Genomic DNA, 26,966 nt, shown 5'->3' with positions numbered 1-26,966 from the left:
TGGCGTCCACGACCGCCGCTTGTTAAGGTTAGCCGGCTGCGCGGCAGGCCAGCCCACGCCCCAACTATCCTTGAGCCCTGATGTCACGAAGCCCCTTGATCATCCGCACGGTGCCCGCCCTGCGACGCGCCGTCGACAATCTTCGCAAGCGGAAGGCCACGGTCGCGCTGGTTCCGACCATGGGGGCACTCCATGACGGGCATGTGTCGCTGGTGCGCCTCGCGAAGCGACGCGCAAGCCGCGTCGTTGTGTCGATCTTCGTCAACCCAACCCAATTCGCCCCGACCGAGGATTTCGGCGCTTATCCGCGGACCTGGAAAGCCGACGTCGCCAGGCTCGCGGCCGAGGATGTCGACATCGTCTGGCACCCCGGCGTCGAAGCAATGTATCCGGACGGCTTTTCGACGCGCATCGTTCCGAAGGGACCGGCGCTGGCCGGCCTCGAGGACCGCTTCCGCCCACAGTTCTTCGGCGGCGTCGCCACCGTCGTCGGCAAGCTGTTCACGCAGTGTCGGCCGGATGTCGCGATCTTCGGGGAGAAGGACTTTCAGCAACTGCGCGTGGTGACGCAGATGGCGCGCGACCTCGACCTTGGCGTGAAGGTGATCGGCTCCCGCACGGTGCGCGAGCGCGATGGGCTCGCGATGTCATCGCGCAATGTCTACCTCTCGGCCGGCGAGCGGCAGACCGCCACCATCCTCTACCGCGCCATGAAGGACAGCGCCGGTCGAATCCGGTCCGGCGAGACAATCGAGAGCGCGGTGGCGCGCGGCGCCGAGATGATCACGGCGGCCGGCTTTGTGCTCGACTATTTCGAAGCGCGTCATGCCGAGACGCTGGCGCCTGTCACCTCGCGCAAGGACGGGCCGTTGCGGATTCTGGTCGCGGCCAAGCTCGGCACGACGCGGCTGATCGACAATATCGCGGTGCAATAGCCGAGACAGCCTCACAGCAGTCCGAGATCGCGCAGCTCGCGCCGCATCGGCTCCGGCATCGCCGCGATGGTGCCGGCGGCGGACTTGCCGAGATCGGGCGGCACGGAATCGTCAGTGAGATAACGCCAGCCCTGGAACGGGCGCATCGGCCGCGGCGATATCGAGATCACCTTCGGCTGCATCACGATCCGGCAACGCCCGATACCGTCCTTGTCGCGGAACGGCTCGATGCCGATGATTTTTTCGCGCGCAGCGATCTCGCCCTTGATGACCCAATAGAGCGATCCGCCCGATAGAATCTCTGCGTCGCGCTTGGGCACCATGCGGGTGATGTGAATGTGGTGTTGCGGCAGGCCTTTTTTCTTGGCCGTCTGCATCCGCTCGGCAACCCACCCCTTCAATTCCTTGACGGAGTCGCAGCCGACGGCAAGCTTGATCAGATGGAGTGGCATGGCCCAGCATTAGCGGGCCGGCCACAGGTTTTCAAAGCCGATCTAGTTGTTATCCGCAGCCGCGGGAGCCGAGGCCGGCGGCGGAGCGAGCGGAACCGGCGCGGCGACCGGCGCGCGCGCAGCCTTCGGCGCCGGCGGCTTCCTGGCAGCGGGAGCCGGCGCGCGAGGCGCGGCAGCCGGCGCCGCGACCGCGTTGGAGGCCGGTGCCTGGCGCGCGGCCGGCTCCGGATTCATGATACTCACCGGAGGCGTCGACGAGGCGCTCGGGAACTCAGCATTGGTCGGCTTGCCCGTCGGCATCGTTGTCGGCAGCGCCGCGAGCGCGCCGGGGGGCGGCATCGCCTGTCCGGCCGCAGGCGCATTCCAGGTCGGCGCATAGCGCGCAACCAGCATGTCGTAGAGATGGGCGTCCATGTTGGCGGCGACTTGCTGCTGATCGGTCAGGGAACGGAACGCAGCGCAATCGAACTGGGTGCAGCCGTCGCGCACGACCAGCACCTGGGCAACGAGGCCGTAGCGATCGCGCTCCAGCGACTTGCGCAGCACCCTCGTGTCGGGTGTCAGGCTCTTGTCGGCGGTCGCCGCGTCGCCGAGCGCGGTCAGCCGATCGATCCGGGCCGCCGTATAAGCGACGGCAGCAGCCGCTGCGTCAGGCGCGCCGAACAGCGCCTTCTCGCAGCCAACGGCCACGGCATCACCGGCGAGATCGTCGAGACAGGACAGCGCCGGCAGGCTTGTATTTGCCACGGCTAGCGCGCGCGCTTCACTCGGCGCGGCCTGCCCCACGGGTCCGTAGACGCGTATGGTGGCGGCCACCGCGATGCCGATCGAGAGCAGCGTGATGACGGTCAGCGCACCGTTGGCGACCGATTTCTCGGCGCGCAGCAGCGTAATCAGCAGGATCAATCCGAAGAAGCCGGCAGCCGCCAGCGTCATCCACATCGGAAAGGCCGGCGAGCGCCAGATTTGGTCGAGCGACGAGGCCCATGCCGAGTCCATGCGCGATGTCCCCTCACGCGAGCTGAGAGCGAATGGTCAAGCGAGCACCGCGAGTCGGCAACTGCTCCGGCCCAACTTGCCGAGGCGAAGCGGGCCTTTTGACGGCGAGCGGATAGTTGGTCAGCGCATCAGGACTGAGCGAGCTGGCTTTCCTTGGCGACCCGTTCGAAGGCTTCGGTCGAGCTCTTGATTCGGTACTGGCAGTCGTCGCCCTCCGTCGGCAGCAGGCGGATGATCTCATACGCGCCGCTGGCAGCCGGGCGCGCGACATTGCTGGCAGTGAACAATACGCGCGTTCCAATCGGGAATTTGTGCTTCAACACCCTCTCCATCACTCAAACAACGCCTGCCTCGCCCGTGGTCCCACTGCGAGGCCGGCTGGAAACCCAGCCGCTGTATAGCACGCATGCGGCGTTTTTGACCAGTCTCATACGAGCATGGCAACGCACCAATTTTGAAGTCTTTTCAGGACGATAATGGGAACAGAGCCGACCTGGACTACGGCTGGAACCGGGCCTCAGGCGCCATGAGGCAGATTGCCGTGTGGACTCGCCTGATCCACAGCCTTGGGCAGCTCCTGGGCCAGGATCTCGCCCAGCTGGTCAACCGGGATGTTGTAACGCGCGGCAAGCTGGCGGACCGTGTCGTTACCGAGCACGGAGCGGAGTTGGTCGGCCGAGATCGGCATGTTCTGACCGTTGCCGAGCCACGATTTGACCTGGTCGCCCAAGCCCGCCTGCTGGAGCTTTGCGACGATGGCGCCGAGGCCGCCCTGATTGTTGCTGCCGAGTACCTCGCTCAGCACGGCCGGCAGGACGGCGGCGCCGAGCTGGCCGAGCGCGCTGCGCAATGCGGGATTGTTCTCCAGCGAGTCCAGAATTCCCATGGCCGTCCCCTCTTCGTTATTCCCTGCGATTGAGCGCCGTGAGCGGCCATGCCGTCAAGCTGCGCCCATTCACATTTTCAAGTGAGCATCATCTTGTCGGAGAACCGGTGTCCACGTCTCCGGATCATGCTCGCGATGGCGCAGTCTCGAACTTTTCGATGACAAGCGTTTCGGCGAGGCCATCGCGGGTCCATTCCTGGAACGCCGGCATCGCCATCATCGTGTCCATGTAGGCCTTGGTCTCCGGCGTGACCTCGATGGCGTAGGTCCGGAAGCGGTGCACGACTGGAGCGTACATCGCGTCCGCCGCGCCGAAGCGGCCGAACAGGAACGGCCCGCCGGCACCGTAGCGGGTCCGGCACGCGCGCCAGATCTCCTGCACGCGCGCGACGTTGGCCTTGGCATCCGCCGACAGCGTCAGGGCGCCCACGGGACGATGCAGGTTCATGCCGCATTCGTTGCGGAGGGCCATGAAGCCGGAATGCATCTCGGCGCACACCGAACGGGCAAACGCGCGGGCCGCCAAGTCATCGGGCCACAGCTTCACTTCCGGATAACGCTCGGCGATGTACTCGATGATGCTGAGCGAATCCCACACCGTGATGTCGCCGTCGACCAGCACCGGCACCTTGCCGGCGCGGCTGAAGGAGAGGATCTGCTCCTTGTCCGCGGGATCTTCGGTGTAGAGCGGGATCACGGTCTCCACGAACGGGATGTCGTTGGCGCGCAGCGCAAGCCAGGGCCGCATCGACCATGACGAGTAGTTCTTGTTGCCGATCGCGAGCTTGAGCGCTGCCATATCACTGGTCCTTCCGTAAGTCCTCTGGTTGCGGCTGCTTTTAACGCCATCGCCTGCCGCCAATCAATCGTTGCCGCAACTCAACCTGCGTGGCAATCGTTGCGATCCCCGCGAGGAGAGAGACATGAGCAGGCATTGGGTCGACATCACCGCCATCGGCTTCTTCATCATCGAATGGCTGGTCTATGCCGCGACGCTCGAGCACTCCGCCTATGGCCGCGACAGCCTGTCGGCACGGATGAACCGCTATCGCGAAGTCTGGGTCCGCCGCCTGCTCGACCGCGACGCGCGCATGGTCGACATGCAGATCATGGCCTCGCTTCAGAACGGCACCGCCTTCTTCGCCTCCACCAGCCTGTTCGCGCTCGGCGGCGCGCTGGCGCTGCTGCATGCGACCAACGACGCCATCAGCATTCTGGGCAAGCTGCCGATCGATCTCAGCCTCTCGCCGGCGCTGTGGGAGCTGAAATGCGTCGGCCTGGTGCTGATCTGCGTCTATGCCTTCTTCAAGTTCGCCTGGGCCTATCGCCTGTTCAACTATGTCGCGATCCTGTTCGGCGGCATGCCGCCGTCGTCCATGCGCGGCACGCCGGAGGCCGAAGCCCATGTCATCCGCACCTCGCGCGTGTTCGAATCCGCCGGCCGCCACTTCAACCGCGGCCAGCGCGCCTTCTTCTTCGCGCTCGGCTATCTCGGCTGGTTCGTCAGCCCCTGGGTGCTGTTCGTGACCACGGCGGCCGTGGTGATCGTGACCTGGCGACGGCAGTTCGCGTCCAGTGCATGGGCGGCGATGGCGCCGGATGTGGTGGATGGTGATGAGGGTGTGCTGAAGCGCGGTCATTAATGCCCGACTCTCTCCCCGTCGTCATTGCGAGCGCAGCGAAGCAATCCAGAATCCCCCCGCGGAAAGACTCTGGATTGCTTCGCTGCGCTCGCAATGACGGAGTATGAGGCGGCAGATTCGCTCTTCCGGTTCGCGTTTGAATCGCAGACACGCCTTCGCGCCCTCGCGGCGCATTTCGCCCGAGCTTTGCTTGGTCACTCCACCCTCTCATCCAAGAGGGCGCAGGGAAGGCCAGGTGCCAGCTAGCACCCGCGGTCCGCTGCGCGAGATGTAGCGCAGTGAAAGACCGCACAGCAGCATACAGGTGAAGCCGAACACACGGCCTTCCCTGCGCGATGGGTTGACGGCTTATGCCGTGCTCTCCCGGGAGCCGAATTCCTTCTGGCCTCCCTCGCCTCGCGAATTGACGATGCACTTCACCCGGTTGGGCTCCCTGCACCTCCGCGAAAAGCTTGACCGTAGCAACGACGGCCAGGACCACACGGTTTTGCCGTACGCACATTCGCCTGTTACCACAGGGTCCAGCGGCAGTGTGCACACGCGCCGCAGGAATGTTGGCGAGACGAACTTGACAGCGCCGCTCATCCACACGCGGTTTCGGGCTCACAGGGACTACCCGCCCTGCCCGCTACCCCTCGTGCCGACGCTGCCGCGTCCACCGCAAGCCCAGCTCGCAATCAGTGACGACGTACGATCGCCCCTCAAGGATGAGCCGGGATGCGCAATACATACGATATTTCCGAATTTCGGTAAAGTGGAATATTTCTGCGAGAAGGGATTGACAGATCGACCGGGTGTTTTGCCCGACGTCGGGCAATTTGAGGAACGGGTGACCTTGGTCACGCGGTGCACCACTTGACACTGCCAGGTCGATGGCGCCGGCGTCGCGGTGCCGCCTCCGGCCGGCGTCCGGCAAGCTACGCCACGATCTACAATTGCCGGGCATTTTGGCGGCGTTCACGTGGCTCGCGAACGAGCGTCGAGTGTGATCGCTGCGACTTACGACCCGAAATCCCCCGGCGTGAACGCCAAGTCCATCACCTTCCATTCCTCGTACTTGTCGACCGGCAGCATCTTGTAGGGCTGGCAGGCCTGCAGCGCGCTCATCGCTGACTTCACGATGGCCACGCCCTTGGTCGAAGGCGGCGCTTCGATCAGGATCGGCGCGCGCGCCAGCGTGCCGTCGGTGGCGAGCACCGCACGCAGCTTGATGCGCACAGCATCGGTCGGTGCGACCCCGGCCGGAAGTTTCGAACAGCTCCTCAGGTGCCGGCGAAGCTCGGCAATGACCTCGGGGGGCAATTTGGCGCCGATCGAATCCTTGGCATCGCCGCCGTCATCCTTAGGCGCGTCTTTCGGCTGGGGTGGCAATTCGGGCGGCAGGCCCAGCATCACGCCGTATTTGACGGTGACGTCGGGCTCCGGCGCCTGATAGGCCGGGGCCCCGGCCTGCGGCATCGCGGGCGGCGGCTGCGCTTGAGGCTGCTGAGGTTGCGGCTGCGCGTTGGCCTCTTGCTTTGGCGCCTGTGACGGCTGAGGCTGCGGCTGCTTCTGTTGCGGTTCGTGGGACGCCTGCTTCTGCTGCGGCGATGATTGGGGCGCCGCCGTCTCCTTGGCCGGCGCAGCGTCCGGCTTGTCGGTAATATCCAGCTTTGGCAGCTTCAGGTCGGGCAGCGGCCGCTCCTTCGCCTCCTGCTTCAGCTCTTCCTCGGCTTTCTCCTCCGCCTTGGCTTCTTCCTGCTTCACCTGCTCCGGCGTGACGATATCGACCGCGACAGTCTCGGGCGGTGCTGAATGAAACGGATGGACCTCGCTGATCAGGATGATCAGCGCCACTAGCGTCAGATGCGCGATGGCTGACGCCGCAATGTCCGTCCGTATGATCTTCCGCAGTTCCATTGCCCGGTCTTGGGTTGCAGCGCTGGTCCTAGCATAACCAAAACGCCTCTCAATCCCATTTCGGCGCGAAACCAAAATCGGTCAGGCGGCCCTTTGAGCTGGCGAGTGCGGCAACCTGGGCCATCTCGTCATCCGAGAGCTCGAAATCGAAAATCTCGATGTTCTCCGACAGCCGCTCGACACGCGAAGTTCTGGGAATCGCGGATACATTCTGTTGCACCAGCCAACGCAGGCAGATCTGTGCCGGCGTCTTGTGATGGGCGCGGCCGATTCCCGCGAGCGTCTGGTCGACCTTGATGCGGCCCTTGGCGATCGGGCTATAGGCAACGAGCGCCATCCCATGCTGGTCGCAGGCCGCCCTCACCTTCGCCTGATCCAGATAAGGGTGATATTCGACCTGGTTGCAGACGAGCGGCTCGCTCGACAGGGCGACCGCCTGCTCGATCAGCGCCACCGTGAAATTGGAGACGCCGATGTGGCGTGTCAGGCCCATGCGCTTGGCGTGGGCCAGCGCGCCCAGCGTCTCCTCCAGCGGCACATGCGAATTGGGCCAGTGCAGCAGCACGAGGTCGACGGCGGGAAGCCGCAGCCGCACTAGGCTCTCCTTGACCGACCGCTCGAGATCGTGGGGCGCGAAATGGTTGGTCCAGACTTTTGTGGTGACGAAGACATCGTCGCGGCGGACGCCAGAGGCGCGCAATCCATCGCCGACCTCGCGCTCATTGTCATAGACCTGGGCGGTGTCGATGTGGCGGTAGCCGAGCCGCAGCGCCTGCTCGACCACGCGCGCGCAGGTCCGGCCGCTCAGCTCCCAGGTCCCGAGCCCGATCGCCGGAATTTTCGCCCCGTTGGCCTCGACGAACAGCATGAGGAATCCTCTCTGTTGCTGCAGCCCCTGATGTCATTATGGACGTGGTCCGCCAGAGTGCAACGGAGGACGCCGGCCGCGGGGCCGGATCTTCCGGGGAAATGCTAACGGGAGGTTCGTGTCAGGCGTTCAGGCTTTGGCGAGCGCCTGGAATACCATGTCGGGCGCGTGCGCGATCACGGCGAGCAGTGCGCGAGCGGGTCCGCGCGGGGCGCGCTTGCCCTGCTCCCAGTTGCGGATGGTCTCGACCGGCACGCCGAGCTTGGCGGCAAACTCCATCTGGGTGAGACAGGCGCGCCGGCGCAAATCGCGCACCGCGAGCGAACCGGCCTCTGCCGGCGGAGTCTCGACCGCAGACGCGACCGGCTGGACGGGACACTCTTGCCCGTCCCGCAATTCAACGACCCGTCCGTCCGCCTTCAGCCGCAACCGCATGCTCATTCCCCCAAGCGGAGGGATCATGCGGCAGCACGCTTAAGGCGGGATTAAAGATGGGAGTCGGTAGGCAGTAGCCCGGGACACGGGAGTTGGGCACGCCGTTGCCCAACACTCCGTCATTGCGAGCGCAGCGAAGCAATCCAGAATCCCTCCACGGCGACAGTCTGGATTGCTTCGTCGCAAGAGCTCCTCGCAATGACGAGGAGAGAGTGCGCCCCCGCTACTTCAACCCGAACCACAGCGTCGCGATGCCGAGGAAGGAGAAGAAGCCGACCACATCAGTCACCGTGGTCACGAACGTGCCCGACGCCACCGCCGGATCCGCCCTGACACGTTCGAGCGCCATCGGGATCAGGATGCCGCCGAGTGCACCGGCGATGAGGTTGCAGATCATCGCGAGCCCGATGACGATGCCGAGGCCCGGTATCCTGAACCAGGCCACCGCGGCGATACCGGTGATCACGGCAAAGGCAACGCCGTTGATGAGACCGACCAGCGTCTCGCGGATCACGACGCGCCAGGCGTTGGAGGAGCCGAGCTCGCGGGTGGCGAGTGCACGCACCGCGACCGTCATGGTCTGGGTTGCGGCATTGCCGCCCTGGCTCGCGACGATCGGCGCGAGCACGGCGAGCGCGACCATCTGTTCGAGCTGGCCCTCGAACAGGCCAAGCACGGAGGACGCCAGGAAGGCGGTGGCAAGGTTGATCAGCAGCCAGTTGAAGCGGGCGCGCGCAATCGTCAGAAAGGTGTCCGACAGTTCTTCGTCGCTGTTGACACCGCCGAGCGCCTTGAGGTCCTCATCCGCCTCTTCCTCGATGACGTCGACGACGTCGTCGACGGTGATGACGCCGACGAGGCGGTCCTGGGTGTCGAGCACCGGCGCTGCGACGAGGTTGTACTTGCCGAACATGCGCGCCACCTCCTCCTGGTCCTCCAGGACGGAGACGCGGCGGCGGTCCTCATCGGTCAGCTCGGCGAGCGGCACCGGGCGGCGGGCCCGCAGCAGGACGTCGAGCGAGACCGCACCGTGCCAGTGCTGCTCCTTGTCGACGACGTAGATCTCGTAGAAGCGGTCCGGCAGATCTGGCGTGTCGCGCATGTAATCGATCGCCTGCCCGACCGTGAAATCCTGCGGTACGGCGATGAACTCGGTCTGCATCCGCCGGCCGGCGGAGTTTTCCGGATACAGCAGGCTGCGCTCGAGCGCGACGCGCTCCTGCAGCGGCAGCTTCTCGAGGATCTCCTCCTGCTCGTCCTCATCGAGGGTTTCGAGCAGTTCGACCGCATCGTCGGATTCGAGCTCGCGGACGCCCTCGGCCACCGTCTCGGGCAGCAGCTCGTCGAGGATCTCGTCGCGGACGGCCTCGTCAACCTCATTCAATGCGGAGAAGTCGAAGTCGCGGCCCGTCAGCTCGACCAGGCGGACGCGATCGTCGGGTGCAAGCGCCGCAATGAGATCACCGAGATCGGCCTCGTGCAGGTCGGCGACGCAGGCGCGCAGCGCGGCGCTGTCGGCGGCCTCGATCGCATGGGCGATTTCCTCGACGAATTCGTGCCGAATTTGGCCATCTTCATTGCGCATCGGGACGTGGTCGAGTACCAAGGACTCGGTGGAAGCGGGGTCATCCATATGTTCATTCATGGAACGCCTCGCATTTTGACAGGTTGACGGTTTGGGCTGACGGTCAGGCAATACCCACAAGGCAATCGCGAGCGCAATGGCAAAGATGCAGCGACCGAGATGGACTTCGATCATTGTGGGCTCGACCCTCGCCGCCCTCGCCGCGATCGGCTCAGCCGAGGCCGCGGACTGCCCGCGGAGCGATGCGCTCGGTACGTCGCGGGTCCTGAGCGTCGATGCCAAGACCACGCCACGCGTCGGGCTGAAGAGTTTTCCGCAGACGCTGCCACTCGCGGATCACGAGGTGGTGCTGACCTTCGACGACGGCCCGCGTCCGCCGATGACGTCCAAGATACTGGCGGCGCTGGCGCAGGAATGCGTGCGCGCAACCTTCTTCCTGGTCGGCCGGAGCGCTGCCGAATTTCCTGACCTGGTCAAGCGCATCGCCCGCGAGGGTCACACCATCGGCCATCACACCTGGTCGCATCCGTACATGGCGCGGATCTCGCCCGGTGCGGCGAAGTACGAGATTGACCACGGCATTGCTGCCGACGAGATGGCGCTGCACGGGGTCTCTACGTCGACGCCGTCGACGCCGTTCTTCCGCTTCCCCTATTTCGAGTCGACGCCAGCCCAGCTCGATCTGCTCCAGTCGCGCGGCATTGTCGTGTTCGGCGCGGATCTCTGGGCCAGCGACTGGAACAACATGACGCCGGATCAGGAATTCAAGCTGATCACCGAGCGCCTCGCCGCGGCCGGCCGGGGCATCATCCTCTTCCATGATGCCCAGGCGCGTACGGCCGCCATGATGCCGGCGTTCCTGCGGTATTTGCGGGAGAACGGCTTTCACGTGGTCCACCTCGTGCCGGCGGACGCATCACAGAAGAACGCCGACGCGCGTTGATGCCGGAAAGTCACGCCTGACCAAATTGGGGTGATTTGAGCCCTATTAACACTCCGTTCATGCTACGCCATGCAAAGATTGAAGAGGACCCAAGGCGGGAAAGGCCTTTGCGCCTGAACCGTTTGCGGGGGTCTCCGACCTACTATGGCGACAGTCACAGATGAGGACATACCGGGTTCATGATCGGAAGTAGCGTTGTTTTTCGGACGCGATCGTGGATCGTCCTGTTTCTGGGGTTGCTGACGACGGCGTCGCCGGCGGCCTTCGCTGCCGAATGCCCGGGCCATCCTGACGCGCTCGGCACCTCCCGCACGCTCGTGGTCGACCCGCATGAGCATCCGCGCATCGGCACCATGCAGTACCGCGAGACGCTGCCGCTGAAGGACCACGAGGTCGTGCTGACCTTCGACGACGGTCCGCTGCCGAAGAATTCGAACCAGGTGCTCAAGATTCTCGCCGACGAGTGCATCAAGGCGACATTCTTCATCATCGGCGAACAGGCCAAGGCGAACCCGGAAGGTGTGCGCAAGCTGGTCGCGGCAGGCCATACCGTCGGCACGCACAGCATGAACCATCCGCTGACGTTCAACAAAATGCCGCTCGACAAGGCCGAGGCGCAGATCAACGGCGGTATCGAGTGGACCTCGGCGGCGATGACCGACCCGTCCAAGCTCGCGCCGTTCTTCCGCATTCCCGGCCTGATGCGCGCCGAGGGCGTCGAAAACCTGCTGATCTCGCGCGGCATCCAGGTGTGGAGCGCCGACTTCCCGGCCGACGACTGGCGCCACATCTCGTCCGATCGCGTCTACCAGCTTGCGATGCAGCGGCTCGAGGCCAAGGGCAAGGGCATCCTGCTGCTGCACGACATCCAGGCGCGCACCGTGGCGGCGCTACCGAAGATCATCCACGACCTGAAGGCGCGCGGCTATCGCATCGTGCATGTGGTGCCCGCGACCGCCGACCGGCCGGCGACGCCGACGACGGCGGTGGAGTGGCTGTTGCATCCGCCGACGGAGACGACGCCGATCGCACGCTGGCCCGTCGTGCCGAATTTCGTGTTCACACAGACCGCGACGCTGCCGGCGCCCGGTCTCGCCGATCTCAACACGCAGACCGCGCACCTGCCGCTATTGTTGCCGCGCAAGACCATGGCGCAAGCCGACGTCGCGGCGACCCTGGCCGCGCCGGGTCGCGAACTCTTCGCGATTCCCGAGGGCTCAGTCGAGGTGCTGCTGTCGACGACCCTGTCGCGGCGGGCCGCCACTCGGCTCGCGATGGCAGCCGAAGCGCCACAGGCCGGCAAGGGCAAGGCTGGCAGGGTTCAGGCACGGCGGACGGCACACGCAGCGCCGAAGCATGCCGCTCAAGCCAAGAGCGCGACGCCCCGCCCGACCCGCCTCGCCACCAGCGTGAAGAAGCGCGCCTGAGCAGAAACCGTTACTGCCGCACGATGTTGGCGACGCAGAGCAGCACGATCAGCGCCAGGAAGAACAGGTCCATATAGGACTTGAGCTCGCCGTCACGGCGCAGCCGCGCGACATCCACCACGAGCTGCTTGCGTGCACCTGTTCCGCCCGAGCCATCATTGATCGGCGCCTGCAACCGCTTGGTCTCGGCCTCGAGCTTTTCGATCTTCTGGAAGAAGTAGAACGCACGCAGCGTCGAGGCCGCGCGCATGCCGCTATAGACCAGCACCAGGATCGCGAGGATCGCCCGGTTCTGATACTTCTCCATGAAGTTCAGGCTGAAATAGACCAGCGCCATGAACGCGAAGTTGGTCAGGAAGCGGTAGACGAAGCTTAGAAAGACCATGCTGGCTCCAGCCGAGAGAAGTCGCGCCGGCCCGTCTACGCCAACTTTGTTTCAACAAAGATACCATCGCCCACGCGCCGCCACCTTTTTTGCCACGCGCCGCCATAATGCAAGCGAGAGCGGAGCCGACTGTTTGTTCCACGGGCCACGCCGCGCGCCGCGGCTCGATGGAGATTCAACGGAAGCTAAGGTAGACTGTTGCCGCCGCCATACGTGAGGTCTGCGGATTGGGGTCTGCCGATGCCGAAAAAGGGAATCACGGGCCACGACGACTGGGTTCTGACCGAGGCGCTCGCGACCGCGCTGGTCGCGCTGGAGCAGCTCAACGCGAAGCACCAGCCGAGCGCGCATATGGACGACATCCGCAAGATGCTGTCGAACGGCAAGGAGCCGGCGGCGGTGAGCCTGCATCTGGCCCAGGCCAAATGCCGTCTGTTCCCCGATCTCGACCCGCTTGAGATCTACCGGGAGTACGGGATCGGCGAGGAATATGGCTGAGACCCCTGCGCGGGGCCGCCTGCTTCCATGACTGGAGATTCGAAGGTGGTGCGCTCGGAGGGCGGTCGCATTTACCGCGATATCAACGCGTTACCAAGGTTTGTCAAACCATAAGGTGCATTTCAAACGGAAGAGTACCTTTCAGAAAGGCTGACCAACATCGGCTTGTCCAGTCGCTTTTTCCAGAGAGATCGCCCCGCCCGATGATGAGATCCGTCACGGCCGAATCTGAACGATCGCGGGTCTCCACCAGTGTCCACCGTCCCAATCCGGTGGCTCGAGAAATGCCCTGTCATATTCGGGTTTTCGCAGTCGCCATAGGATGGCGGAGAAGGAGGGATTGCCGCTCAGCTTCCACAAACACAACAAAATCAGAGGCTTATCGCTGACCCGAATGGCTCGTGTGTACCACCATTGTGCCCCAAAGTCGAGCCGCTTGGGGCTCTCGCTCGCCAAGCCGCGCTTTCGTTGGTTACGATCCACGTAGTCCAGCACGCCGCTGCAGTTCTGAGCGTTACCTCAACGCGCGCTGAAGGTGAGGCCGGCGCGCTCCTTCAGACGCTCGCGCAACGCCAGCCCCATCAGCGCGGCCGGCGTCCAGGTGCCGCCCTCGCCCTGCACGTCGCGCACGAGGCAGAGAGCGCTCTCGGCGACCATCTTGCTGGTCGAGCCTTAGCCCGGATCGCGGTCGCCCGTGACTACCCCTTCGACCCGTCCGCCATCCGGCAACTCGCCCAGGAAGAGGATGTCGTAGAAGCCCCGCTCGCGCTCTTCCCGGGTCGGGCCTGCGCCGGGCTTGAGACCGCCGGTCCCGAACAAGGAAACCGCCGTGGCGAACGTCTCCGTCGTCACGCGAGCGATTTCCCCAAATCCCGGCGCGACCATCATCTCGTCGTAAACGAAGTCCGTGCCGTAGAGGTGGCCCAACAGGAAATTCGTGCGGTGCACGTTCTTGGTGTTGATCGGCGCCATGGGGAACGGCACGAGCCACACGTTCATGCTCGGGTCGTATTCGGGGAGAAGGCCCGACGGCTGAGACGGCCCGGTGAACCCCGGCGTCAACGCGAAGGGATCGGTCAGCAGCCGGATCAGGGCCGGGTCGCGCGCGGCGGCGGCCAACGTCGCCTGAGCGCTCGCCGCGGTGCCGCCAGACATGCCGCCTTTCACCTTGCGCAGGCGGGCTTTGACCCGCCGCGCCGGGCGTCCGAATTTCTCGCGCGCCTTCTCCTGCAACGTGAGCACGCCGAGATCGAACGGGATGGAATCGAAGCCGCAGGAGAAGACGATGCGCGCGCCGGTCCGTTTCGCCTCTTCGTGATGGGTGTCGATCATGCGCCGCATCCAAGCCGGCTCGCCGCACAGATCAACATAGGCCGTGCCCGTGGCCGCGCAGGCCGCTACCAGCTCGGAGCCGTGGAGCTGATAAGGCCCGACCGTCGTGATGATCACGGCCGCACGCTCGCACATCGAACGCAGGCTGGCCGGCTCGGCGGCATCCGCCTTAACCAAGGGCAAATCGTCTGGCGCGCCGATGTCGGCACGCACCTTCTCGAGCTTGTCGGTCGAGCGTCCCGCGATCGCCCAGGACGGAGCATCGTCGCCGCGATAGGACGTCGCCAGATATTCAGCGATGAGACGGCCGGTGTAACCCGTCGCACCATAGACGATGAGGTCGAAGTCCCGCTACACGACGTTGGTCCTCCTCGCGACCCGGGAGACAGATCCGTGTGCAATCGCAGGACACGAGGACGCTCAGCACAGGCAGCAATTGCCATTTGAGGTCCGCCGCTTCACTGAACCGTCCCATCGGCGTTTGAGAGAGGATACCACAGTTCCTGCCTTGGGGCGCGCAACGTCCGGTTGGCGTCAACTGCGTCATTCGGGCCCTCGGACAACCACTTCCGGTCTATCCTGGTGACCGGACAATTTCAGAAGCTGGTCCTGACTTCGCGTACGGGCAAGAAGCCGTCGCACTTCAGTCCTCGTCGAGCTCTCCGATATGACGCTGGGCATACAAATCAAGGCCGATCCGCGCGACGAGTTCGATCTGGGTTTCCAGAAAGTCGATGTGCTCTTCCTCATCGTGCATGAGTTGCTCAAACAGATCTCGTGTCACGTAGTCTTTGATCGAATGGCAATGGGTCGCGGCTTCAGCGTAGAGGGAATGCGCCGACAATTCGGCCTGCAAGTCACTATCGAGCACGGCCTTCACGGTCTTCCCGATATGAAGGGATTCCAGCGTTTGCATATTGGGAGATCCATCGAGAAAGATGATGCGTTCGATGAGCTTGTCCGCGTGTTGCATCTCTTCAATCGATTCCTTGCGCCACGTCTTGGCCAGCACCTTGTAGCCCCAATTGTCGAGCAGGCGGTAATGCAGCCAGTACTGGTTCACCGCGGTGAGCTCGTGTCGCAGCGCCTTATTGAGGTATTCAATAATATTTTTATCGCCCTTCATGCTCTGCTCCTTCCGTGGGTGCCACTCCAATCGGTTGGTTGTGTGGGCGGCGGGAATTTGATGTTTGACCAGGACGATGGAGAGTTTAGAGCGTTTGCGCTTTCGGTTCGAGCGGTTCGGGCAGCGGGACACCAGCTGGCTACTGTGCAGCGCAATCCCCGAATGGGGTGAGCGCGTCGTCCACCTACCCGACGGCTACGAGCTCAGTTTCGTTCGGCCTTTGCTTCCGGTTTGCGCCCAATAGCAGGTCGAAGCGGCCTGCCATTCCAACAATCGTTGGGAGAGCGTATGGTGCTCCGATTATCCGCCGAACCTGGGAGGCAATCATGCAGTTCAGGACCGCCGGACTAGCGTTGCTCGGCGCCATGGCGCTTCCCTTCTCGGGGACGGCGCAAACTGACCCCGCTCCACCCGCAATTGCACGAACAGTGATCGCTGCGGCCAAACTGCCGACCGTCACCGACGTGCCGCTCTATTTCAAATCGGTGAGCGTCACACTTCAGCCGGGCGAGAAGAGCGGCGTCTCGGCGGCCAACGGCATCCTCTACCAGATGTCAGGATCGACCGAGGTCGCGCTCGACGGCGAGGCCAAAATGCTCGCCGCCGGAGATGGACTGTTCATCGCCGGTGGAAAGACTGCCACGCTGACGGCAGGCAGCGGAGGCCCATCGACTTTCCTTCACTTCTTCCTTACTCCAGCTGCGGAGCTGGGTCGGCCAGCCGAGACGGCTCCTGCTGCTGTGAGAGAATCATATCGCACGGCGAACCCGATCCCCGACCTGAAGCCAGGCGGTTATGATCTCAATCTCACGCGGGTCACGTTCCCGGCGCGGATGCCCTCCAACCCGCCACACCATCGGTCAGGCGCGGCGCTATACTTCATCATCTCCGGTACTGGCGCCAACACGGTCGACGGCAAGACGGAAGCAAGGGGATCGGGCTCCCTGGTCTATGAACCGTACGCCCTCGTGCACCAATGGGGAAACCCAGGCAACGAGCCGTTGGTATTCCTGGCCTTCAACATCAATCCGGAGGGTGTGGCAGCCGTGCTTCCGGGCGCGCCAGCAAAGAACCAGTAGATAACGGCGAGCCGCTGAACTGTCTGTGAAATCATCAATAGCGAACGGTTGCTCTATCGAACGCATGACGCTGCGCGCGCACTACATTCGCCTGCGCCGACAAGGAGTGTCTTTCAAGAGACCGGCGTTAACGCCGCTAGTAGGCCCCAGACAAGGCGCGCGCGGGGTATCGCCAGTCGTTCACCTTTAGCTGGGTGATCTGATGAGATTATGTCCTGCGCGCGTTCACCGCATCGGGGGTCAATGGAAACATGCGGGTGTAGCCGTTTGGCAGCAGCGCGATCCGCCTAAGCTCTTCAAGCGCTCAGAACCAGTGGGATTACGGTGCGGTATTTTCCGGCGGAAGATGGAACTGGCGGTTCGGCGGCCAACTCAACAGACACGTGACCAAGCCCATACTCATTCAACACCTTGGTCAATTCGGAATGCACCGCCTGCCAAACCCGGTTTGGGTCAGCGTCGGCTGCAGGATGTAGGCGAACGTGCAATTGTGTTGGCGCAGTCTGCACTATCTGAAACAGCTCCACGCCGGGGGCATTGTCGATCTCAAGCGCGAGCGGTGGCACTGCGACTTTCTCTCCGCGCTCGGTTGGAAAGGTGAGAATGTCGGCAGCTCGGCCCCGCACGCGGATCGCCGGAAGCGGGTTGCCGCAAGGACAAGGATCAGGTCGTTGCAGGATGCGGTCGCCTAGATCGTAGCGGAGGATAGGCTGCACGCGGTTGGCGAGGTTGCTCACGAGGACCGTATGCGACTCCTCGCCGGGCGGAACCGGCTGATAGTTCGCATCGACGGGTTCGAGAATCACCCAATCGCTGTTGACATGATACCAACCGTGTTCACAGCCGATGGCCATGAACAGGCATTCCGTCGCGGCGTAAACGGTCCGGACGTTGGCGTCGAATGCCCTTGCGATCCGGTCGTATCCGTCCTGCGAAAGCCCTTCCGAAGTCGGAAGAACCAGCCCCGGCTGAATATGCAGGCGACCAGCATCCTGCTCGGCGGCCAATAATGCCATGATGCTGGCGTATCCGATGAGCAGAGCCGGGCGGTACCGATTGAGTTCGGCGACCAGATTGCACAACGGCGCCTGCGCCGGAAGCGCCCGCAGCCGTCGAGCCGATCGTTTTGTACGGATTGCAGCAATGCTGGTTGCGCCGATGTAATGACCGCCCATCGCCAGCACCGACGCCGTGCGGCCGCCGCGGACGAGAAGGCGAAATATGTCGCTGGCGCTAAGCCAGCCCATTATCATGCGCACCGAAAACGCGAATGTGACCGTCCAATTGTGTGTGTCCAATAGAAATATTCCAGGTATCCCGGTGCTGCCCGAAGAGGTTGCCACGGAATACTTGCCAAGGAGGCGTTGCCCGATCAGCTCAGGGTTATCGACGAACCCTCGCACTGCCGCGAAACCAACCTCGCGGTCGGTGACCCAGTCGTCAAAATGACGCATTAGCTCTTGCTTGTTAGCCACCGGCAGCACCGACGAACTCTCAATCCGCTCCGGTAGCCCCTGATAGAGTTCGCGATAATACGGCGAGTTGGCGCGAGCGAAGGCGACGGCCTCGCCAAGCCGAGCGCGTTGTCGCTGCGCGATGGCGTTGAGACCTTGCCTTCTTGCGCAATGCGCATCGATCAATACCGATGAGATACTTTCGCTCATGACAAGTGAAACCCACAGCAGGCGAGCGCGTGGCGATGACATTCAAGTCGTACCACCGCGCAAGAGGCTCGCGAAGACTTACAGATCATCAGACGAAACGGCCTATAACTAGCCAACCGCGCCCAACTCGCGGCGCAAGCGCTTGCGCCGCGTGGGGCGCGGAGGTTGATGCTCGCTTTCTCTGGCCGCTAGGACGCTGGCACTGTCGGCGCTGGTCCCGTCGGGCACTGGCACTATCGGCTCAGGTCCTATGGCGCTCGTGGCGCGAGAGACCGTTTCGATCAACCCAGCCCTTGATGTAGACCCGTGCAGGCAGCGGACCCAATTCACGACTGGGTGAAAGGCGAGATCCGGTAGGGCGTCATCCGCCCGACCGGACAATGGGCGTCGCGCCCTATCGCATCCGGACAGGCGCTGCGCCTTGGCCGCCATCTTCTTCGCGACGGAATCTCTTGCAACTCCGCGCCGTCGGTTGGATACTGGAATCGAGGTCCTTGGCTATCAGCAATCCGAGGAGGGCGATCATGGCAATCCAGATCGTGATGGACCGCACCGGCGACAGCCGTCACCCTTTCGACCCGGACGACGCACGAGAACTGGAGAAGGCGGAGCAGCGGTTCTACGAACTGACGAACGCCGGCTTCACCGCTGCGGTCCGCACCGGTCCAGGTCAGGTCTCGCAGATCCGGTCATTTGACTCGAACGCGGAAGAGACCGTGTTCTTTCCCAGGCTAGTCGGCGGCTGATAGGCTGCGCCATGTGGCGCCTTACGCCATCTCGCCCGGGCGAACGCTCGCGCATGAGAGCGACAAGGGCCCTTTTCGTCAGACACGGCGCCGAGAGAACTCCGGAAGGCCGGTCGCTGGGGCTCTTGCGCCACTGGCTGTCGCCGCTGCAACAGGCGCAGTTCGCGGAAAAGGGGTACTTCGAGGTCGTCGGTGGCGACACAGGCAGGCAGTACAGGATCTATCCGGGCGCCATGACGAACGTCTGCGAGCTGGACGAAAAGGGCCGCCCGAAGGTCGGGTTGTGTTTCCTGCCGCTGGGCGAGCTTCCGATCGGAGACGTCATGCTCTCCCAGAAGATCGCGCTGGAAAGCTGCGAAAGTGGCGCGCTCGCGGTGGCCAGAAGATTCGCTCCGACCGGTTACTCGTTCCGGCGAAGCCGGCTTCTTGGCTGAGCCACGAAAGCGAGCCGATTGGCAACACAGGCACTATTCGCCTGATGCGGACTAGGCCTCTCTGAGGTCGTTACCTGACGCAAGCTAATCAGATCCCGGAGGCAAACCGGAAGTAATCCGCGGCGCAGTTAAGCTAGTCGGCGCTTTTGACCGCGGACCTGAGGCTTCTCGTGCCTTTCAAGATCAAAGGCCGTGGTCGGAGTGCACGTCACGCGACATCTCGCGGGTCGCGAGGGCGACCGCGGCCGATGCTCTCGATCATTGTGCGTTACGGATGCATCACAGGCCTCATTACAAGCCGGATCCAGTCCCTTCGAGTTGAGAGAACCGGACGGACAGAATCTCTTTCGTCGTCATTCTGCCGTTGGCGCGCTTCTCGGCCAGAATGAGCTTCTGCGCATCGGGCAGACCGGCCGGGATCACCATTTTTCCACCCGTTTTCAATTGATGGATCAGCGGAGGAGGAATGAGATCCGGCGCGGCTGTCACGATCACCTTGTCGAAGGGAGCGTGCTCCGACCAACCGTGATAGCCATCGGCAATCCTAAGTTCGACATTGCTGCAGCGCTGCTGTCGGAGCCGTTGTTTCGCCTCTTGGCCGAGCTCTTCGATGATTTCAATCGAGTACACTTTCCGGGCGAGATGCGCGAGGATGGCGGCCTGATAGCCAAGACCTGTACCGATTTCGAGAACGCTGTCTTGGGGCTTAATGTCGAGCAGATCGGTCATCAAGGCGACGATAAACGGCTGCGAGATCGTCTTTTCGAAGCCGATTGGAAGTGGAATATTGGCATACGCGTAGGGCTGAAGTTCGATTGGCACAAACTCATGCCGCGGCACCTTGCCCATAGCCCTCATGACGCGGTCGTCAAGCGCACTCTTGCCGATGGTGCCGCGCAACGCAAAAGCGCAGGCGGCGATGACCGCGAGCATATCTTCACGCAGGGCCTCAAGGTCTTCTGCTCGCATTGGCACCTTTCACGGGCGCATGATCGCAAAGCTTGCCCGACCTGATGTTCGCTGCGGCGGTTTGCCGCGGATCGCATCGGCATTGCGGAGAACGAAATCAGCGGTGTATCCGCGCACACATGAACAGGCTATTGCAATAACCGGCCGCCTGGCCGCTCCCGAGGGCCGCCGCACAGTCTCGATCGCGCGGCCCCGGCCACGAAGCTTGATATTTCTCCTCAATGAAACGATGAAGGCCTCAACGGCGAGCAGCACGCGGCAATAACCACCCCATGATCTTCTCATAGGGATCGCGACGACTGTTGACCAAAGCATTCTTGTTCTCCTGCGCCGCGGCTTTCGCAAACACAGATATTTCCGCCATAGACCGTCGTTTGTCCGCCGGAAGCTTCATCCATTGCCGAATTATCTTTCGGCGTGCGTCGCGCTGCTTCTTAACAACGTCAGGCATTTGCGGGACTCCCTCGCCAGTGACTCTGGATATCAGTATCAGGATGCCTTTTGCGTTCCTTCATTCGCTTCCTGCATGGTTCTGACAATCAGGCCCAAGCTCACGCGCTCTTCTTCGGATAGAAGCTCTGCACCACGCTCGTCGACTAGCCAGGCCACGAGCGCGTCCGTGTCGGCAAACAACCTGCTGGCCAGCAGAATATCGGCGCGTAGATGTTCGCGGGCCTTGTCATAGGCAATCGTCGCCGCATGCGTATTGGCGGAGGGAGAAGAAGCTGCAGCCATGATGATTCGTTGCGCCCGCTGGTAGGTGCCGATAATCCGACCGCGCAATTGGGACTTCGCTGTTCCAATAGATGCAGCGGGATCCGAAGTCATCGTTACCTTCCTCCCCTATTGCGACCATGCGCGCAAAGCACCGCCCCCGGACCAAGTACACGCCGGGATCGACTTTGCCATTTGCAGCGGAGACGTTTACGCTCCCGCTGCCTGATAGTCAGCAGGAATCATCAATCAGCGATCGTTGGGGATCTCGTTCCCCGCTCAAAACAAGTCGCCGGTTCCTGGCAGACCAAGTCCGACCGCCGCAAAAATGTTCCGGCGCTTTTGCGCTGTGCTGCTTCCTCTAGCGTCCCCAACGATCCTGCCAGGTCTTCTCGCCGATCAGGCAACTAACACGAGGCTCCTTTTCGGCGACCGGAACAACCCGATGTTCGGGGGGCCTTCCGGCGACTTCCAGCAGAAGCTTAGTGCGGATTGCCTCCTTGAAGTTTTCGCGATCCTTGATCGTCACGACGAAGGAGCCCGGCCCGCCGATGACGCAATCCTCGTAGTACCAATCGAGGTTTTCGATATCCATCGTCGAATAGGATGGCTCCTTCACCATAATCGGCAGACCATTGATGATAATGCCCTTCGCAAGCGCTTCGTCGCGGACTGGAGTGACCGTTGGGCCGTTGTTATTCGGGCCGTCCCCGGAAATGTCGATCACCCGCCGGAATCCCCGATATGGGTCCTCATCGAACAGCGGCATCGCGAACAGGATGGCGCCTGAGATTGATGTACGCGATCCCCGACGTACTGGCGCCTTCATGATTTCGTTAGCGACCGCGTCCGCCGTCTCAGGACCGTCGATCACGCGCCATGGAATGATGATCCTCTGATCGCTGGATGCGGACCATTCAAAATAAGTCACCGAAATCCTGGCATTGGGACCAGCTCTCAGGGCCTGCAGAAATTCCTTCGAGATGATGGCCTGGGCGTAACCCTCGCGCTGGACCGCGAGTTCGTCGAGGTCCATGGAGTAGGAGACATCAACGGCAATGACAAGCTCGACATCGACCGTGGGCGACGTTTGCGTCCTTTCCGGTCGCTGACCAGGAGCGGCCAAACCCACCACATGGCTGCTTGCGAGCAAGCCCGCTGTCAACATGGCTCCGATCGAGATACACCGTCGCATGCCGGACCTCCGCATCTCGGATCCGATGCTGACATGCAAATTGCGTCCAGCAAAGTGCGAACGCGTTTTCTCCCGTTCACGTTACCAGAACAGCTCGTACTCTTGGCGAACTGGGCGGCGTCGTTTCCCTCGGTGAGAGATGTTGTCTTGCAGGGTAGCACTCGCTACAGGTCCGACCCAGTTCGAACTCCGAGCGTTCGGTCCTGCGATGATGCACCGCAAAACCTCCCTCCTCGCCCGACTGGACCTGGCAGGCGATAGGCATTCTCGCCTTGAATGCTGAAAGGCGAGAAAACTAGCCTGAGTTGCTTGCGTCAAAAGACGGAATGCACGTGCGGTCAAAGGCGCATCTGCGGATGTTCTTGCGCCTGCGCGCGCTTCGCGCCTTGACGCTTTCAAAAGATGCCGGCTCGCAAGACGCCTCGCCATTGCTTATCCGCATTGCGGTGGTGCTTGCTTTGCTGCTCGCCATGCTGGACGTGGATCGCCACAGCGCCCGGCTCCGGTCGCTAGGCCTGATGTGTGATACTTATTCGGCCGATCCTATTTCCGTTCCTGCTTGGGGCCTCAAGAGAGATGCCGTCCCGAGTAATGGAACGTCACCGTGGTTCCGCTATTTCTGTTTTGCGCCGCTATGCTGTAACGGCAATCACAAACGAGGTTCGCCATGACCTCCAAGTCTTGGATCAGGCGGCTCAGCGCGCTGCTCGTTGCTTTTGTTTTGACCGTCGCGCCGTTGGTTTCGTCGGTGCGCGCCGTTGAGGACGCTCGCGGGGTGGGCGTGGTGTCCTTCGGCCTTTTCGGCGATCAGGACGTGTTTAGAAGCGAGGCGATCGGCGCAGCCCAGGTCGTAGTGGACCGTTTCGGGACTGGCCCGATCGACGTGCGGTACAATTCCAAGAAAGGCGGAGGTGCAACGATCGAAGCCCTCGCCAGGTCGTTGCAAGTTGCAGCCCATGGGTTGGACGCGGAGAACGACGTTCTGTTTTTGATTCTCACCTCGCACGGCTCCCGCGCCGGCCTTGCCATCAAGGCGGGACGGCTCACGCAAACGCTCACGCCATCTCGTCTCGCCGACATGCTGGCAAGGACGGGCGTGCGACACAAGGTGGTGGTCATCTCGGCCTGCTATTCCGGCGTCTTTGTCTCCCGTCTCGCGAACCCCGATCTGCTGGTCATTACTGCGGCCGACGCCGACCATCCATCGTTCGGCTGCCGAGACAAGGCCAAGTGGACCTATTTCGGCGATGCCTTTTTCAACATCGCACTCCGGCAAGCTAAGAGCCTGAAGGACGCCTTTGCCGTTGCGCGCGAGTTCGTCTACAGGCGAGAACTGCGCGAGCATTTCGAGCCGTCGAATCCCCTAATGGCAGGCGGTGCAAACGTACAGCCGTTGCTCATTCCGCGTCCTTAAGCGACGCTGGCGTGCCGAAAACCTCGCCCTGATGATCTATTGACCGAATAAAGCCGCATACTGAAGCCGCGCTGTGTGCCTTAAGTCGAAGCGCCACGAAGCTTCCCCAACTGCCCCTTCGCCAATCCGGAAGCGCCGTGCGCAAGCTGATCGAGATCGCCGCCAGGATCGAGCCGGTGCAGGACGGCCGCATTCACATCGAGCTGATCAATGTGTCGTTCCTGGTTCAACACGGTGGCAAGGGCAGCGAGCTCGAGGTTGGGATGACCTACGCAGCAGGATGCGGGCTGGCTTGTGCGTGAGTCGGGCACATTCGTGCGCGTGATGAAGGCCGGAGCCTACGCCGACTAAGGCGAGGCCCGGAGAGCCGGGCCTCACACCGAAAGCCCTATGGGCTCAGCTTAAGCGTAGATTTTCGGCCCCTTCAGCCAAGCTCCTGTGCCCTGCTCTCTCTACCGCGCTGACGTAGACGAACACGTCAGGCCCACCGCCTTCGGGTTGGATGAAGCCATAGCCCTTTGTTGCGTTAAACCACTTCCAACGATACCGAGATTCCAGGGCCGACACGAAACCGAATACCCCCGGCCCTCCCTGCGGAATTGATCCGGCAACCGCATCGCACGAGGGCACAGATGCCAACGTTCCCACAGGATTGGAGCAGGGTGGTGCGAAGTGAAGCTGGACCAACGCAGTCTTCCCATGTTGCGACCGGCCGCCTTGATATCCTGTTCGCGAATAGCCAATTTAGAAACATGTTGGAATGGGAGGACCCGACTGCACGATCAGATGAACTGACTAAGGCCGGTACCGAGCGGTAACCCGACTCGGTTCACCAGTGCGGCGGATCATACCTTGGAGGGGATCATGTATAGCGATTCGCTGTTCAACGCGTTCGCTCGGTCCTTCGAGGCTCGAAGTCAGACCGACCTGTCGATGGCGGAATATCTGGAAACGTGTCGAACAGATCCGATGCGATACGCTAATGCGGCCGAGCGATTACTAGCTGCGATCGGTGAACCTCAGATGATCGACACGGCCAAGGACCGTCGCCTTGGCCGCATCTTTTCCAATCGGACAATACGCAGTTATCCGGCCGTCGCCGGCTTCCATGGCATGGAAGACACGATCGAGCGCATCGTTGGCTTCTTCCGCCATGCCGCGCAGGGGCTCGAGGAGCGCAAGCAGATCCTCTATCTGCTGGGTCCCGCTGGCGGCGGCAAGTCATCGCTCGCCGAGCGGTTGAAGTCGCTGATGGAAGTTCACCCGATCTATGTGCTTAAAGCCGGCGACGAGCTCAGTCCGGTGTTCGAGTCCCCGCTCGGCCTGTTCGATCCCGAAAACCTCGGACCGATGATCGAGGAGAAGTATGGCATTCCTCGCCGCCGCCTCAACGGGTTGATGAGCCCGTGGTGCTACAAGCGGCTCGAAGCTTTCGGCGGTGACATCACGCAGTTCCGCGTGGCAAGGATTCAGCCCTCACGGCTGCGGCAGATCGCGATAGCCAAGACGGAGCCGGGCGACGAGAACAACCAGGATATCTCTTCGCTAGTCGGCAAGGTCGATATCCGCAAGCTTGAGACCTACGCCCAGAACGACCCAGACGCCTACAGCTACTCGGGCGGGCTCAATCGCGCCAATCAGGGCATTCTCGAATTCGTCGAGATGTTCAAGGCGCCGATCAAGATGCTGCATCCGCTGTTAACGGCGACGCAGGAAGGCAATTACGTCGGCACCGAAAATATCGGCGCGATTCCCTTCGGCGGCATCATCCTGGCGCACTCGAATGAGGCGGAATGGCAGGGCTTCAAGGCCAACAAGAAAAACGAGGCGTTCATCGACCGCGTCTGCGTCATCAAGGTCCCGTACTGCCTGCGCGTCACCGAGGAGCAGAAGATCTACGAGAAGCTGATCTCCGGCTCCGAGCTTGCGGCCGCGCCCTGCGCGCCGGCGACGCTGGAGACGCTCGCCCGCTTCTCGGTAATGTCGCGCCTGCGCAAGCACGAGAACTCGACGCTGTTTGCCAAGATGCGGATCTATGACGGCGAAAGTCTTAAAGAGAGCGACCCCAAGGCGCGAAGCGTCCAGGAATACAAGGATGCGGCCGGCGTCGACGAAGGCATGGACGGCGCCTCGACCCGCTTTGCCTTCAAGGTGCTGGCGGCAACCTTCAACCACGACACCACCGAGATTGGTGCCGATCCCGTCCATCTGATGTATGTGCTCGAGCACGCGATTCGGCGCGAGCAGTTGTCTGAGGAGGTCGAGAAGCGTTATCTCGAATTCATCAAGGCCGAGCTCGTGCCGCGCTATGCGGAGTTCATCGGCAATGAGATCCAGAAGGCGTATCTTGAATCCTATTCCGATTACGGCCAGAACCTGTTCGACCGTTACGTCGACTATGCAGATGCCTGGATCGAGGACCAGGACTTCAAGGACCCCGACACCGGTCAGATGCTCAACCGCGAGTTGCTCAACCAGGAACTGACCAAAATCGAGAAGCCCGCGGGCATAACCAATCCCAAGGATTTCCGCAACGAGGTGGTGAAGTTCTCGCTGCGGTCGCGCGTTCGTAACGGGGGCAAGAATCCGTCCTGGACCTCATACGAAAAAATCCGCGAAGTGATGGAAAAGCGGATATTCTCGCAGGTCGAGGACCTGTTGCCGGTGATTTCGTTCGGCACGAAGAAGGACGGCGAGACCGAAAAGAAACACAACGATTTCGTCGCTCGGATGGTGCAGCACGGCTATACCGAACGGCAGGTCCGGCGGCTCGTCGAATGGTACATGCGCGTGAAACGGGCCGGGTGAGCCGGCTGCAACAGTGGCGATGTTCATGGCATTCGTGCAGTTCACGCAACCGGACGATCAGCCCATCGTCATCAACACGGATAGGATCGTGACCGCCACACCACTGCCCGACGGGCAAGGCACGCGCATCACCTTCAACAACGGTGGCCATCAGGACGTGAAGCAACTCATCGCTGACGTGCTGCGGCAGTTGAACATAAGCGCGTAGGCTCAGGACGTCGCCGCCTGGGCGAACCATTCCGCCGATCAAGTGAGATCGTGCACTTTCTTGAGTGCTGCGCAGTGTCGCAGATGGTCATTGAACAAGCAAAACGGCCTCAGTGCGCGCACATCTGAGGCCGCTTGAGACCTCCCGCCGGGCATTGGGCAAAATGTCGACCGGTCGGTGGCTTGGCTTTCGGAGATAGGATCGCCGATTGCTGAGGACCAAGACCAGAGAGCTGGTCCCGGTTGTCTGAACAGAATCTCCGCGCGGATAAGTGGAGCGTCTGCCGGGGTTAGGCCGCCATGCGGATTGGCAGCGGGTTGGA

The 26,966-nt window shown here is 62.4% G+C and carries 30 protein-coding genes and 1 pseudogene; 13 read left to right on the top strand and 18 right to left on the bottom strand.

Annotated features, from left to right (window positions below):
• Positions 1–80 precede the first annotated feature (80 nt).
• The gene (gene panC, locus ABIA96_RS14365) at positions 81–935 is read left to right on the top strand and encodes a pantoate--beta-alanine ligase (RefSeq protein ID WP_354137713.1); all 855 of its coding nucleotides are present in this window, start codon (positions 81–83) and stop codon (positions 933–935) included.
• A gap of 11 nt (positions 936–946) precedes the next feature.
• Here the strand turns inward: panC and ABIA96_RS14360 are convergent, their stop codons facing one another.
• The 5 genes from ABIA96_RS14360 to ABIA96_RS14340 all read right to left on the bottom strand — a co-directional run bounded on the left by ABIA96_RS14360 (position 947) and on the right by ABIA96_RS14340 (position 4,071).
• The gene (locus ABIA96_RS14360) at positions 947–1,387 is read right to left on the bottom strand and encodes a DUF1489 family protein (protein ID WP_354137712.1); all 441 of its coding nucleotides are present in this window, start codon (positions 1,385–1,387) and stop codon (positions 947–949) included.
• A gap of 42 nt (positions 1,388–1,429) precedes the next feature.
• Positions 1,430–2,386: a hypothetical protein gene (locus ABIA96_RS14355; RefSeq protein ID WP_354137711.1), complete on the bottom strand. Its 957-nt coding sequence runs from the start codon at positions 2,384–2,386 to the stop codon at positions 1,430–1,432.
• A 128-nt stretch (positions 2,387–2,514) separates the two neighbouring features.
• Positions 2,515–2,718 (bottom strand): hypothetical protein, encoded by a 204-nt coding sequence (locus ABIA96_RS14350; RefSeq protein ID WP_354138177.1) that lies wholly within the window; start codon positions 2,716–2,718, stop codon positions 2,515–2,517.
• Positions 2,719–2,903: 185 nt separating this feature from the next.
• Positions 2,904–3,272, bottom strand: coding sequence for a YidB family protein (locus ABIA96_RS14345; protein WP_502918819.1), 369 nt, complete (start codon positions 3,270–3,272; stop codon positions 2,904–2,906).
• Between the two features lie 124 nt (positions 3,273–3,396).
• Positions 3,397–4,071 (bottom strand): glutathione S-transferase family protein, encoded by a 675-nt coding sequence (locus ABIA96_RS14340; protein ID WP_354137710.1) that lies wholly within the window; start codon positions 4,069–4,071, stop codon positions 3,397–3,399.
• A gap of 124 nt (positions 4,072–4,195) precedes the next feature.
• On the opposite strand from ABIA96_RS14340, the gene ABIA96_RS14335 reads away from it, so the two are divergent.
• Positions 4,196–4,915, top strand: coding sequence for a DUF599 domain-containing protein (locus ABIA96_RS14335; protein ID WP_354137709.1), 720 nt, complete (start codon positions 4,196–4,198; stop codon positions 4,913–4,915).
• A 999-nt stretch (positions 4,916–5,914) separates the two neighbouring features.
• On the opposite strand, the gene tolA is transcribed toward ABIA96_RS14335, so the two are convergent.
• The 4 genes from tolA to mgtE all read right to left on the bottom strand — a co-directional run bounded on the left by tolA (position 5,915) and on the right by mgtE (position 9,762).
• A complete protein-coding gene (gene tolA, locus ABIA96_RS14330) occupies positions 5,915–6,814 on the bottom strand; it encodes a cell envelope integrity protein TolA (protein ID WP_354137708.1) in 900 nt (299 codons plus the stop codon).
• A gap of 49 nt (positions 6,815–6,863) precedes the next feature.
• Entirely contained in the window at positions 6,864–7,682 is an 819-nt protein-coding gene (locus tag ABIA96_RS14325; protein WP_354137707.1) for an aldo/keto reductase, read from the bottom strand.
• 129 nt (positions 7,683–7,811) lie between these two features.
• On the bottom strand, positions 7,812–8,123 hold the full coding sequence (locus ABIA96_RS14320) for a helix-turn-helix domain-containing protein (protein WP_354137706.1): 312 nt from the start codon (positions 8,121–8,123) through the stop codon (positions 7,812–7,814).
• Between the two features lie 217 nt (positions 8,124–8,340).
• Entirely contained in the window at positions 8,341–9,762 is a 1,422-nt protein-coding gene (mgtE, locus tag ABIA96_RS14315; protein WP_354137705.1) for a magnesium transporter, read from the bottom strand.
• Positions 9,763–9,838: 76 nt separating this feature from the next.
• On the opposite strand from mgtE, the gene ABIA96_RS14310 reads away from it, so the two are divergent.
• Positions 9,839–10,645 (top strand): polysaccharide deacetylase family protein, encoded by an 807-nt coding sequence (locus ABIA96_RS14310; RefSeq protein WP_354137704.1) that lies wholly within the window; start codon positions 9,839–9,841, stop codon positions 10,643–10,645.
• A 179-nt stretch (positions 10,646–10,824) separates the two neighbouring features.
• Complete coding sequence (locus ABIA96_RS14305; protein WP_354137703.1) at positions 10,825–12,072, top strand: polysaccharide deacetylase family protein; 1,248 nt, start codon at positions 10,825–10,827, stop codon at positions 12,070–12,072.
• Between the two features lie 10 nt (positions 12,073–12,082).
• Here the strand turns inward: ABIA96_RS14305 and ABIA96_RS14300 are convergent, their stop codons facing one another.
• Complete coding sequence (locus ABIA96_RS14300) at positions 12,083–12,457, bottom strand: hypothetical protein (protein ID WP_354137702.1); 375 nt, start codon at positions 12,455–12,457, stop codon at positions 12,083–12,085.
• Positions 12,458–12,697: 240 nt separating this feature from the next.
• On the opposite strand from ABIA96_RS14300, the gene ABIA96_RS14295 reads away from it, so the two are divergent.
• Positions 12,698–12,955 (top strand): hypothetical protein, encoded by a 258-nt coding sequence (locus tag ABIA96_RS14295; RefSeq protein ID WP_354137701.1) that lies wholly within the window; start codon positions 12,698–12,700, stop codon positions 12,953–12,955.
• A 519-nt stretch (positions 12,956–13,474) separates the two neighbouring features.
• On the opposite strand, the pseudogene ABIA96_RS14290 reads toward ABIA96_RS14295, so the two are convergent.
• A pseudogene (locus ABIA96_RS14290) lies at positions 13,475–14,623 on the bottom strand (saccharopine dehydrogenase family protein).
• A gap of 307 nt (positions 14,624–14,930) precedes the next feature.
• Complete coding sequence (bfr, locus tag ABIA96_RS14285; protein ID WP_354137700.1) at positions 14,931–15,413, bottom strand: bacterioferritin; 483 nt, start codon at positions 15,411–15,413, stop codon at positions 14,931–14,933.
• A gap of 326 nt (positions 15,414–15,739) precedes the next feature.
• On the opposite strand from bfr, the gene ABIA96_RS14280 reads away from it, so the two are divergent.
• The gene (locus tag ABIA96_RS14280; RefSeq protein WP_354137699.1) at positions 15,740–16,492 is read left to right on the top strand and encodes a cupin domain-containing protein; all 753 of its coding nucleotides are present in this window, start codon (positions 15,740–15,742) and stop codon (positions 16,490–16,492) included.
• 296 nt (positions 16,493–16,788) lie between these two features.
• On the opposite strand, the gene ABIA96_RS14275 is transcribed toward ABIA96_RS14280, so the two are convergent.
• Positions 16,789–18,156 carry a phenylacetate--CoA ligase family protein gene (locus ABIA96_RS14275; protein ID WP_354137698.1) on the bottom strand — a complete coding sequence of 456 codons (1,368 nt, stop codon included), beginning with the start codon at positions 18,154–18,156 and terminating at the stop codon, positions 16,789–16,791.
• A 524-nt stretch (positions 18,157–18,680) separates the two neighbouring features.
• On the opposite strand from ABIA96_RS14275, the gene ABIA96_RS14270 reads away from it, so the two are divergent.
• Positions 18,681–18,902, top strand: a complete 222-nt coding sequence (locus ABIA96_RS14270) for a hypothetical protein (protein WP_354137697.1) — start codon at positions 18,681–18,683, stop codon at positions 18,900–18,902.
• A gap of 125 nt (positions 18,903–19,027) precedes the next feature.
• A complete protein-coding gene (locus tag ABIA96_RS14265) occupies positions 19,028–19,336 on the top strand; it encodes a hypothetical protein (protein ID WP_502918818.1) in 309 nt (102 codons plus the stop codon).
• 291 nt (positions 19,337–19,627) lie between these two features.
• Here the strand turns inward: ABIA96_RS14265 and ABIA96_RS14260 are convergent, their stop codons facing one another.
• The 4 genes from ABIA96_RS14260 to ABIA96_RS14245 all read right to left on the bottom strand — a co-directional run bounded on the left by ABIA96_RS14260 (position 19,628) and on the right by ABIA96_RS14245 (position 22,214).
• Entirely contained in the window at positions 19,628–20,305 is a 678-nt protein-coding gene (locus tag ABIA96_RS14260) for a protein-L-isoaspartate(D-aspartate) O-methyltransferase (protein ID WP_354137696.1), read from the bottom strand.
• Between the two features lie 238 nt (positions 20,306–20,543).
• Positions 20,544–20,756 (bottom strand): hypothetical protein, encoded by a 213-nt coding sequence (locus tag ABIA96_RS14255; RefSeq protein WP_354137695.1) that lies wholly within the window; start codon positions 20,754–20,756, stop codon positions 20,544–20,546.
• Between the two features lie 38 nt (positions 20,757–20,794).
• Positions 20,795–21,133: a hypothetical protein gene (locus ABIA96_RS14250; protein WP_354137694.1), complete on the bottom strand. Its 339-nt coding sequence runs from the start codon at positions 21,131–21,133 to the stop codon at positions 20,795–20,797.
• A 247-nt stretch (positions 21,134–21,380) separates the two neighbouring features.
• A complete protein-coding gene (locus tag ABIA96_RS14245; protein WP_354137693.1) occupies positions 21,381–22,214 on the bottom strand; it encodes a DUF1194 domain-containing protein in 834 nt (277 codons plus the stop codon).
• 356 nt (positions 22,215–22,570) lie between these two features.
• On the opposite strand from ABIA96_RS14245, the gene ABIA96_RS14240 reads away from it, so the two are divergent.
• The 3 genes from ABIA96_RS14240 (at position 22,571) to ABIA96_RS14230 (ending at position 23,930) form a co-directional block, all read left to right on the top strand.
• Positions 22,571–22,885, top strand: coding sequence for a hypothetical protein (locus ABIA96_RS14240; protein WP_354137692.1), 315 nt, complete (start codon positions 22,571–22,573; stop codon positions 22,883–22,885).
• The gene (locus tag ABIA96_RS14235; protein WP_354137691.1) at positions 22,882–23,628 is read left to right on the top strand and encodes a C13 family peptidase; all 747 of its coding nucleotides are present in this window, start codon (positions 22,882–22,884) and stop codon (positions 23,626–23,628) included. The genes ABIA96_RS14240 and ABIA96_RS14235 overlap by 4 nt, the downstream gene beginning before the upstream one ends.
• Before the next feature lie 137 nt (positions 23,629–23,765).
• Positions 23,766–23,930 carry a hypothetical protein gene (locus tag ABIA96_RS14230; RefSeq protein ID WP_354137690.1) on the top strand — a complete coding sequence of 55 codons (165 nt, stop codon included), beginning with the start codon at positions 23,766–23,768 and terminating at the stop codon, positions 23,928–23,930.
• Positions 23,931–24,024: 94 nt separating this feature from the next.
• Here the strand turns inward: ABIA96_RS14230 and ABIA96_RS14225 are convergent, their stop codons facing one another.
• Complete coding sequence (locus ABIA96_RS14225; RefSeq protein WP_354138174.1) at positions 24,025–24,186, bottom strand: cold-shock protein; 162 nt, start codon at positions 24,184–24,186, stop codon at positions 24,025–24,027.
• Between the two features lie 306 nt (positions 24,187–24,492).
• On the opposite strand from ABIA96_RS14225, the gene ABIA96_RS14220 reads away from it, so the two are divergent.
• Positions 24,493–26,436, top strand: a complete 1,944-nt coding sequence (locus ABIA96_RS14220) for a PrkA family serine protein kinase (RefSeq protein ID WP_354137689.1) — start codon at positions 24,493–24,495, stop codon at positions 26,434–26,436.
• A 25-nt stretch (positions 26,437–26,461) separates the two neighbouring features.
• Positions 26,462–26,644 carry a hypothetical protein gene (locus tag ABIA96_RS14215; RefSeq protein WP_057855957.1) on the top strand — a complete coding sequence of 61 codons (183 nt, stop codon included), beginning with the start codon at positions 26,462–26,464 and terminating at the stop codon, positions 26,642–26,644.
• The last annotated feature ends 322 nt before the right edge of the window (positions 26,645–26,966 follow it).

It is taken from the genome of Bradyrhizobium sp. LB11.1 (assembly GCF_040549385.1).
In the GTDB taxonomy this organism is placed as follows: domain Bacteria; phylum Pseudomonadota; class Alphaproteobacteria; order Rhizobiales; family Xanthobacteraceae; genus Bradyrhizobium.
The sequence above is the reverse complement of the archived record's forward strand: the minus strand, read 5'-3'. Positions and strand labels throughout refer to the sequence as shown.

Excerpts from the sequence above, each read along its gene's own strand:
- ABIA96_RS14280 (WP_354137699.1), top strand. The coding sequence starts at position 15,740 with ATGCAGTTCAGGACCGCCGGACTAGCGTTGCTCGGCGCCATGGCGCTT.
- ABIA96_RS14355 (WP_354137711.1), bottom strand. The coding sequence starts at position 2,386 with ATGGACTCGGCATGGGCCTCGTCGCTCGACCAAATCTGGCGCTCGCCG.
- ABIA96_RS14245 (WP_354137693.1), bottom strand. The coding sequence starts at position 22,214 with ATGCGACGGTGTATCTCGATCGGAGCCATGTTGACAGCGGGCTTGCTC.
- ABIA96_RS14360 (WP_354137712.1), bottom strand. The coding sequence starts at position 1,387 with ATGCCACTCCATCTGATCAAGCTTGCCGTCGGCTGCGACTCCGTCAAG.
- ABIA96_RS14240 (WP_354137692.1), top strand. The coding sequence starts at position 22,571 with ATGTTCTTGCGCCTGCGCGCGCTTCGCGCCTTGACGCTTTCAAAAGAT.
- ABIA96_RS14300 (WP_354137702.1), bottom strand. The coding sequence starts at position 12,457 with ATGGTCTTTCTAAGCTTCGTCTACCGCTTCCTGACCAACTTCGCGTTC.
- ABIA96_RS14305 (WP_354137703.1), top strand. The coding sequence starts at position 10,825 with ATGATCGGAAGTAGCGTTGTTTTTCGGACGCGATCGTGGATCGTCCTG.
- ABIA96_RS14325 (WP_354137707.1), bottom strand. The coding sequence starts at position 7,682 with ATGCTGTTCGTCGAGGCCAACGGGGCGAAAATTCCGGCGATCGGGCTC.
- tolA (WP_354137708.1), bottom strand. The coding sequence starts at position 6,814 with ATGGAACTGCGGAAGATCATACGGACGGACATTGCGGCGTCAGCCATC.
- ABIA96_RS14270 (WP_354137697.1), top strand. The coding sequence starts at position 18,681 with ATGGCAATCCAGATCGTGATGGACCGCACCGGCGACAGCCGTCACCCT.
- ABIA96_RS14310 (WP_354137704.1), top strand. The coding sequence starts at position 9,839 with ATGGCAAAGATGCAGCGACCGAGATGGACTTCGATCATTGTGGGCTCG.
- panC (WP_354137713.1), top strand. The coding sequence starts at position 81 with ATGTCACGAAGCCCCTTGATCATCCGCACGGTGCCCGCCCTGCGACGC.
- ABIA96_RS14255 (WP_354137695.1), bottom strand. The coding sequence starts at position 20,756 with ATGCCTGACGTTGTTAAGAAGCAGCGCGACGCACGCCGAAAGATAATT.
- ABIA96_RS14250 (WP_354137694.1), bottom strand. The coding sequence starts at position 21,133 with ATGACTTCGGATCCCGCTGCATCTATTGGAACAGCGAAGTCCCAATTG.
- mgtE (WP_354137705.1), bottom strand. The coding sequence starts at position 9,762 with ATGAATGAACATATGGATGACCCCGCTTCCACCGAGTCCTTGGTACTC.
- ABIA96_RS14220 (WP_354137689.1), top strand. The coding sequence starts at position 24,493 with ATGTATAGCGATTCGCTGTTCAACGCGTTCGCTCGGTCCTTCGAGGCT.
- ABIA96_RS14340 (WP_354137710.1), bottom strand. The coding sequence starts at position 4,071 with ATGGCAGCGCTCAAGCTCGCGATCGGCAACAAGAACTACTCGTCATGG.
- ABIA96_RS14335 (WP_354137709.1), top strand. The coding sequence starts at position 4,196 with ATGAGCAGGCATTGGGTCGACATCACCGCCATCGGCTTCTTCATCATC.
- ABIA96_RS14275 (WP_354137698.1), bottom strand. The coding sequence starts at position 18,156 with ATGAGCGAAAGTATCTCATCGGTATTGATCGATGCGCATTGCGCAAGA.
- bfr (WP_354137700.1), bottom strand. The coding sequence starts at position 15,413 with ATGAAGGGCGATAAAAATATTATTGAATACCTCAATAAGGCGCTGCGA.
- ABIA96_RS14350 (WP_354138177.1), bottom strand. The coding sequence starts at position 2,718 with ATGGAGAGGGTGTTGAAGCACAAATTCCCGATTGGAACGCGCGTATTG.
- ABIA96_RS14295 (WP_354137701.1), top strand. The coding sequence starts at position 12,698 with ATGCCGAAAAAGGGAATCACGGGCCACGACGACTGGGTTCTGACCGAG.
- ABIA96_RS14235 (WP_354137691.1), top strand. The coding sequence starts at position 22,882 with ATGACCTCCAAGTCTTGGATCAGGCGGCTCAGCGCGCTGCTCGTTGCT.
- ABIA96_RS14345 (WP_502918819.1), bottom strand. The coding sequence starts at position 3,272 with ATGGGAATTCTGGACTCGCTGGAGAACAATCCCGCATTGCGCAGCGCG.
- ABIA96_RS14260 (WP_354137696.1), bottom strand. The coding sequence starts at position 20,305 with ATGCGAGCAGAAGACCTTGAGGCCCTGCGTGAAGATATGCTCGCGGTC.
- ABIA96_RS14320 (WP_354137706.1), bottom strand. The coding sequence starts at position 8,123 with ATGAGCATGCGGTTGCGGCTGAAGGCGGACGGACGGGTCGTTGAATTG.
- ABIA96_RS14215 (WP_057855957.1), top strand. The coding sequence starts at position 26,462 with ATGGCATTCGTGCAGTTCACGCAACCGGACGATCAGCCCATCGTCATC.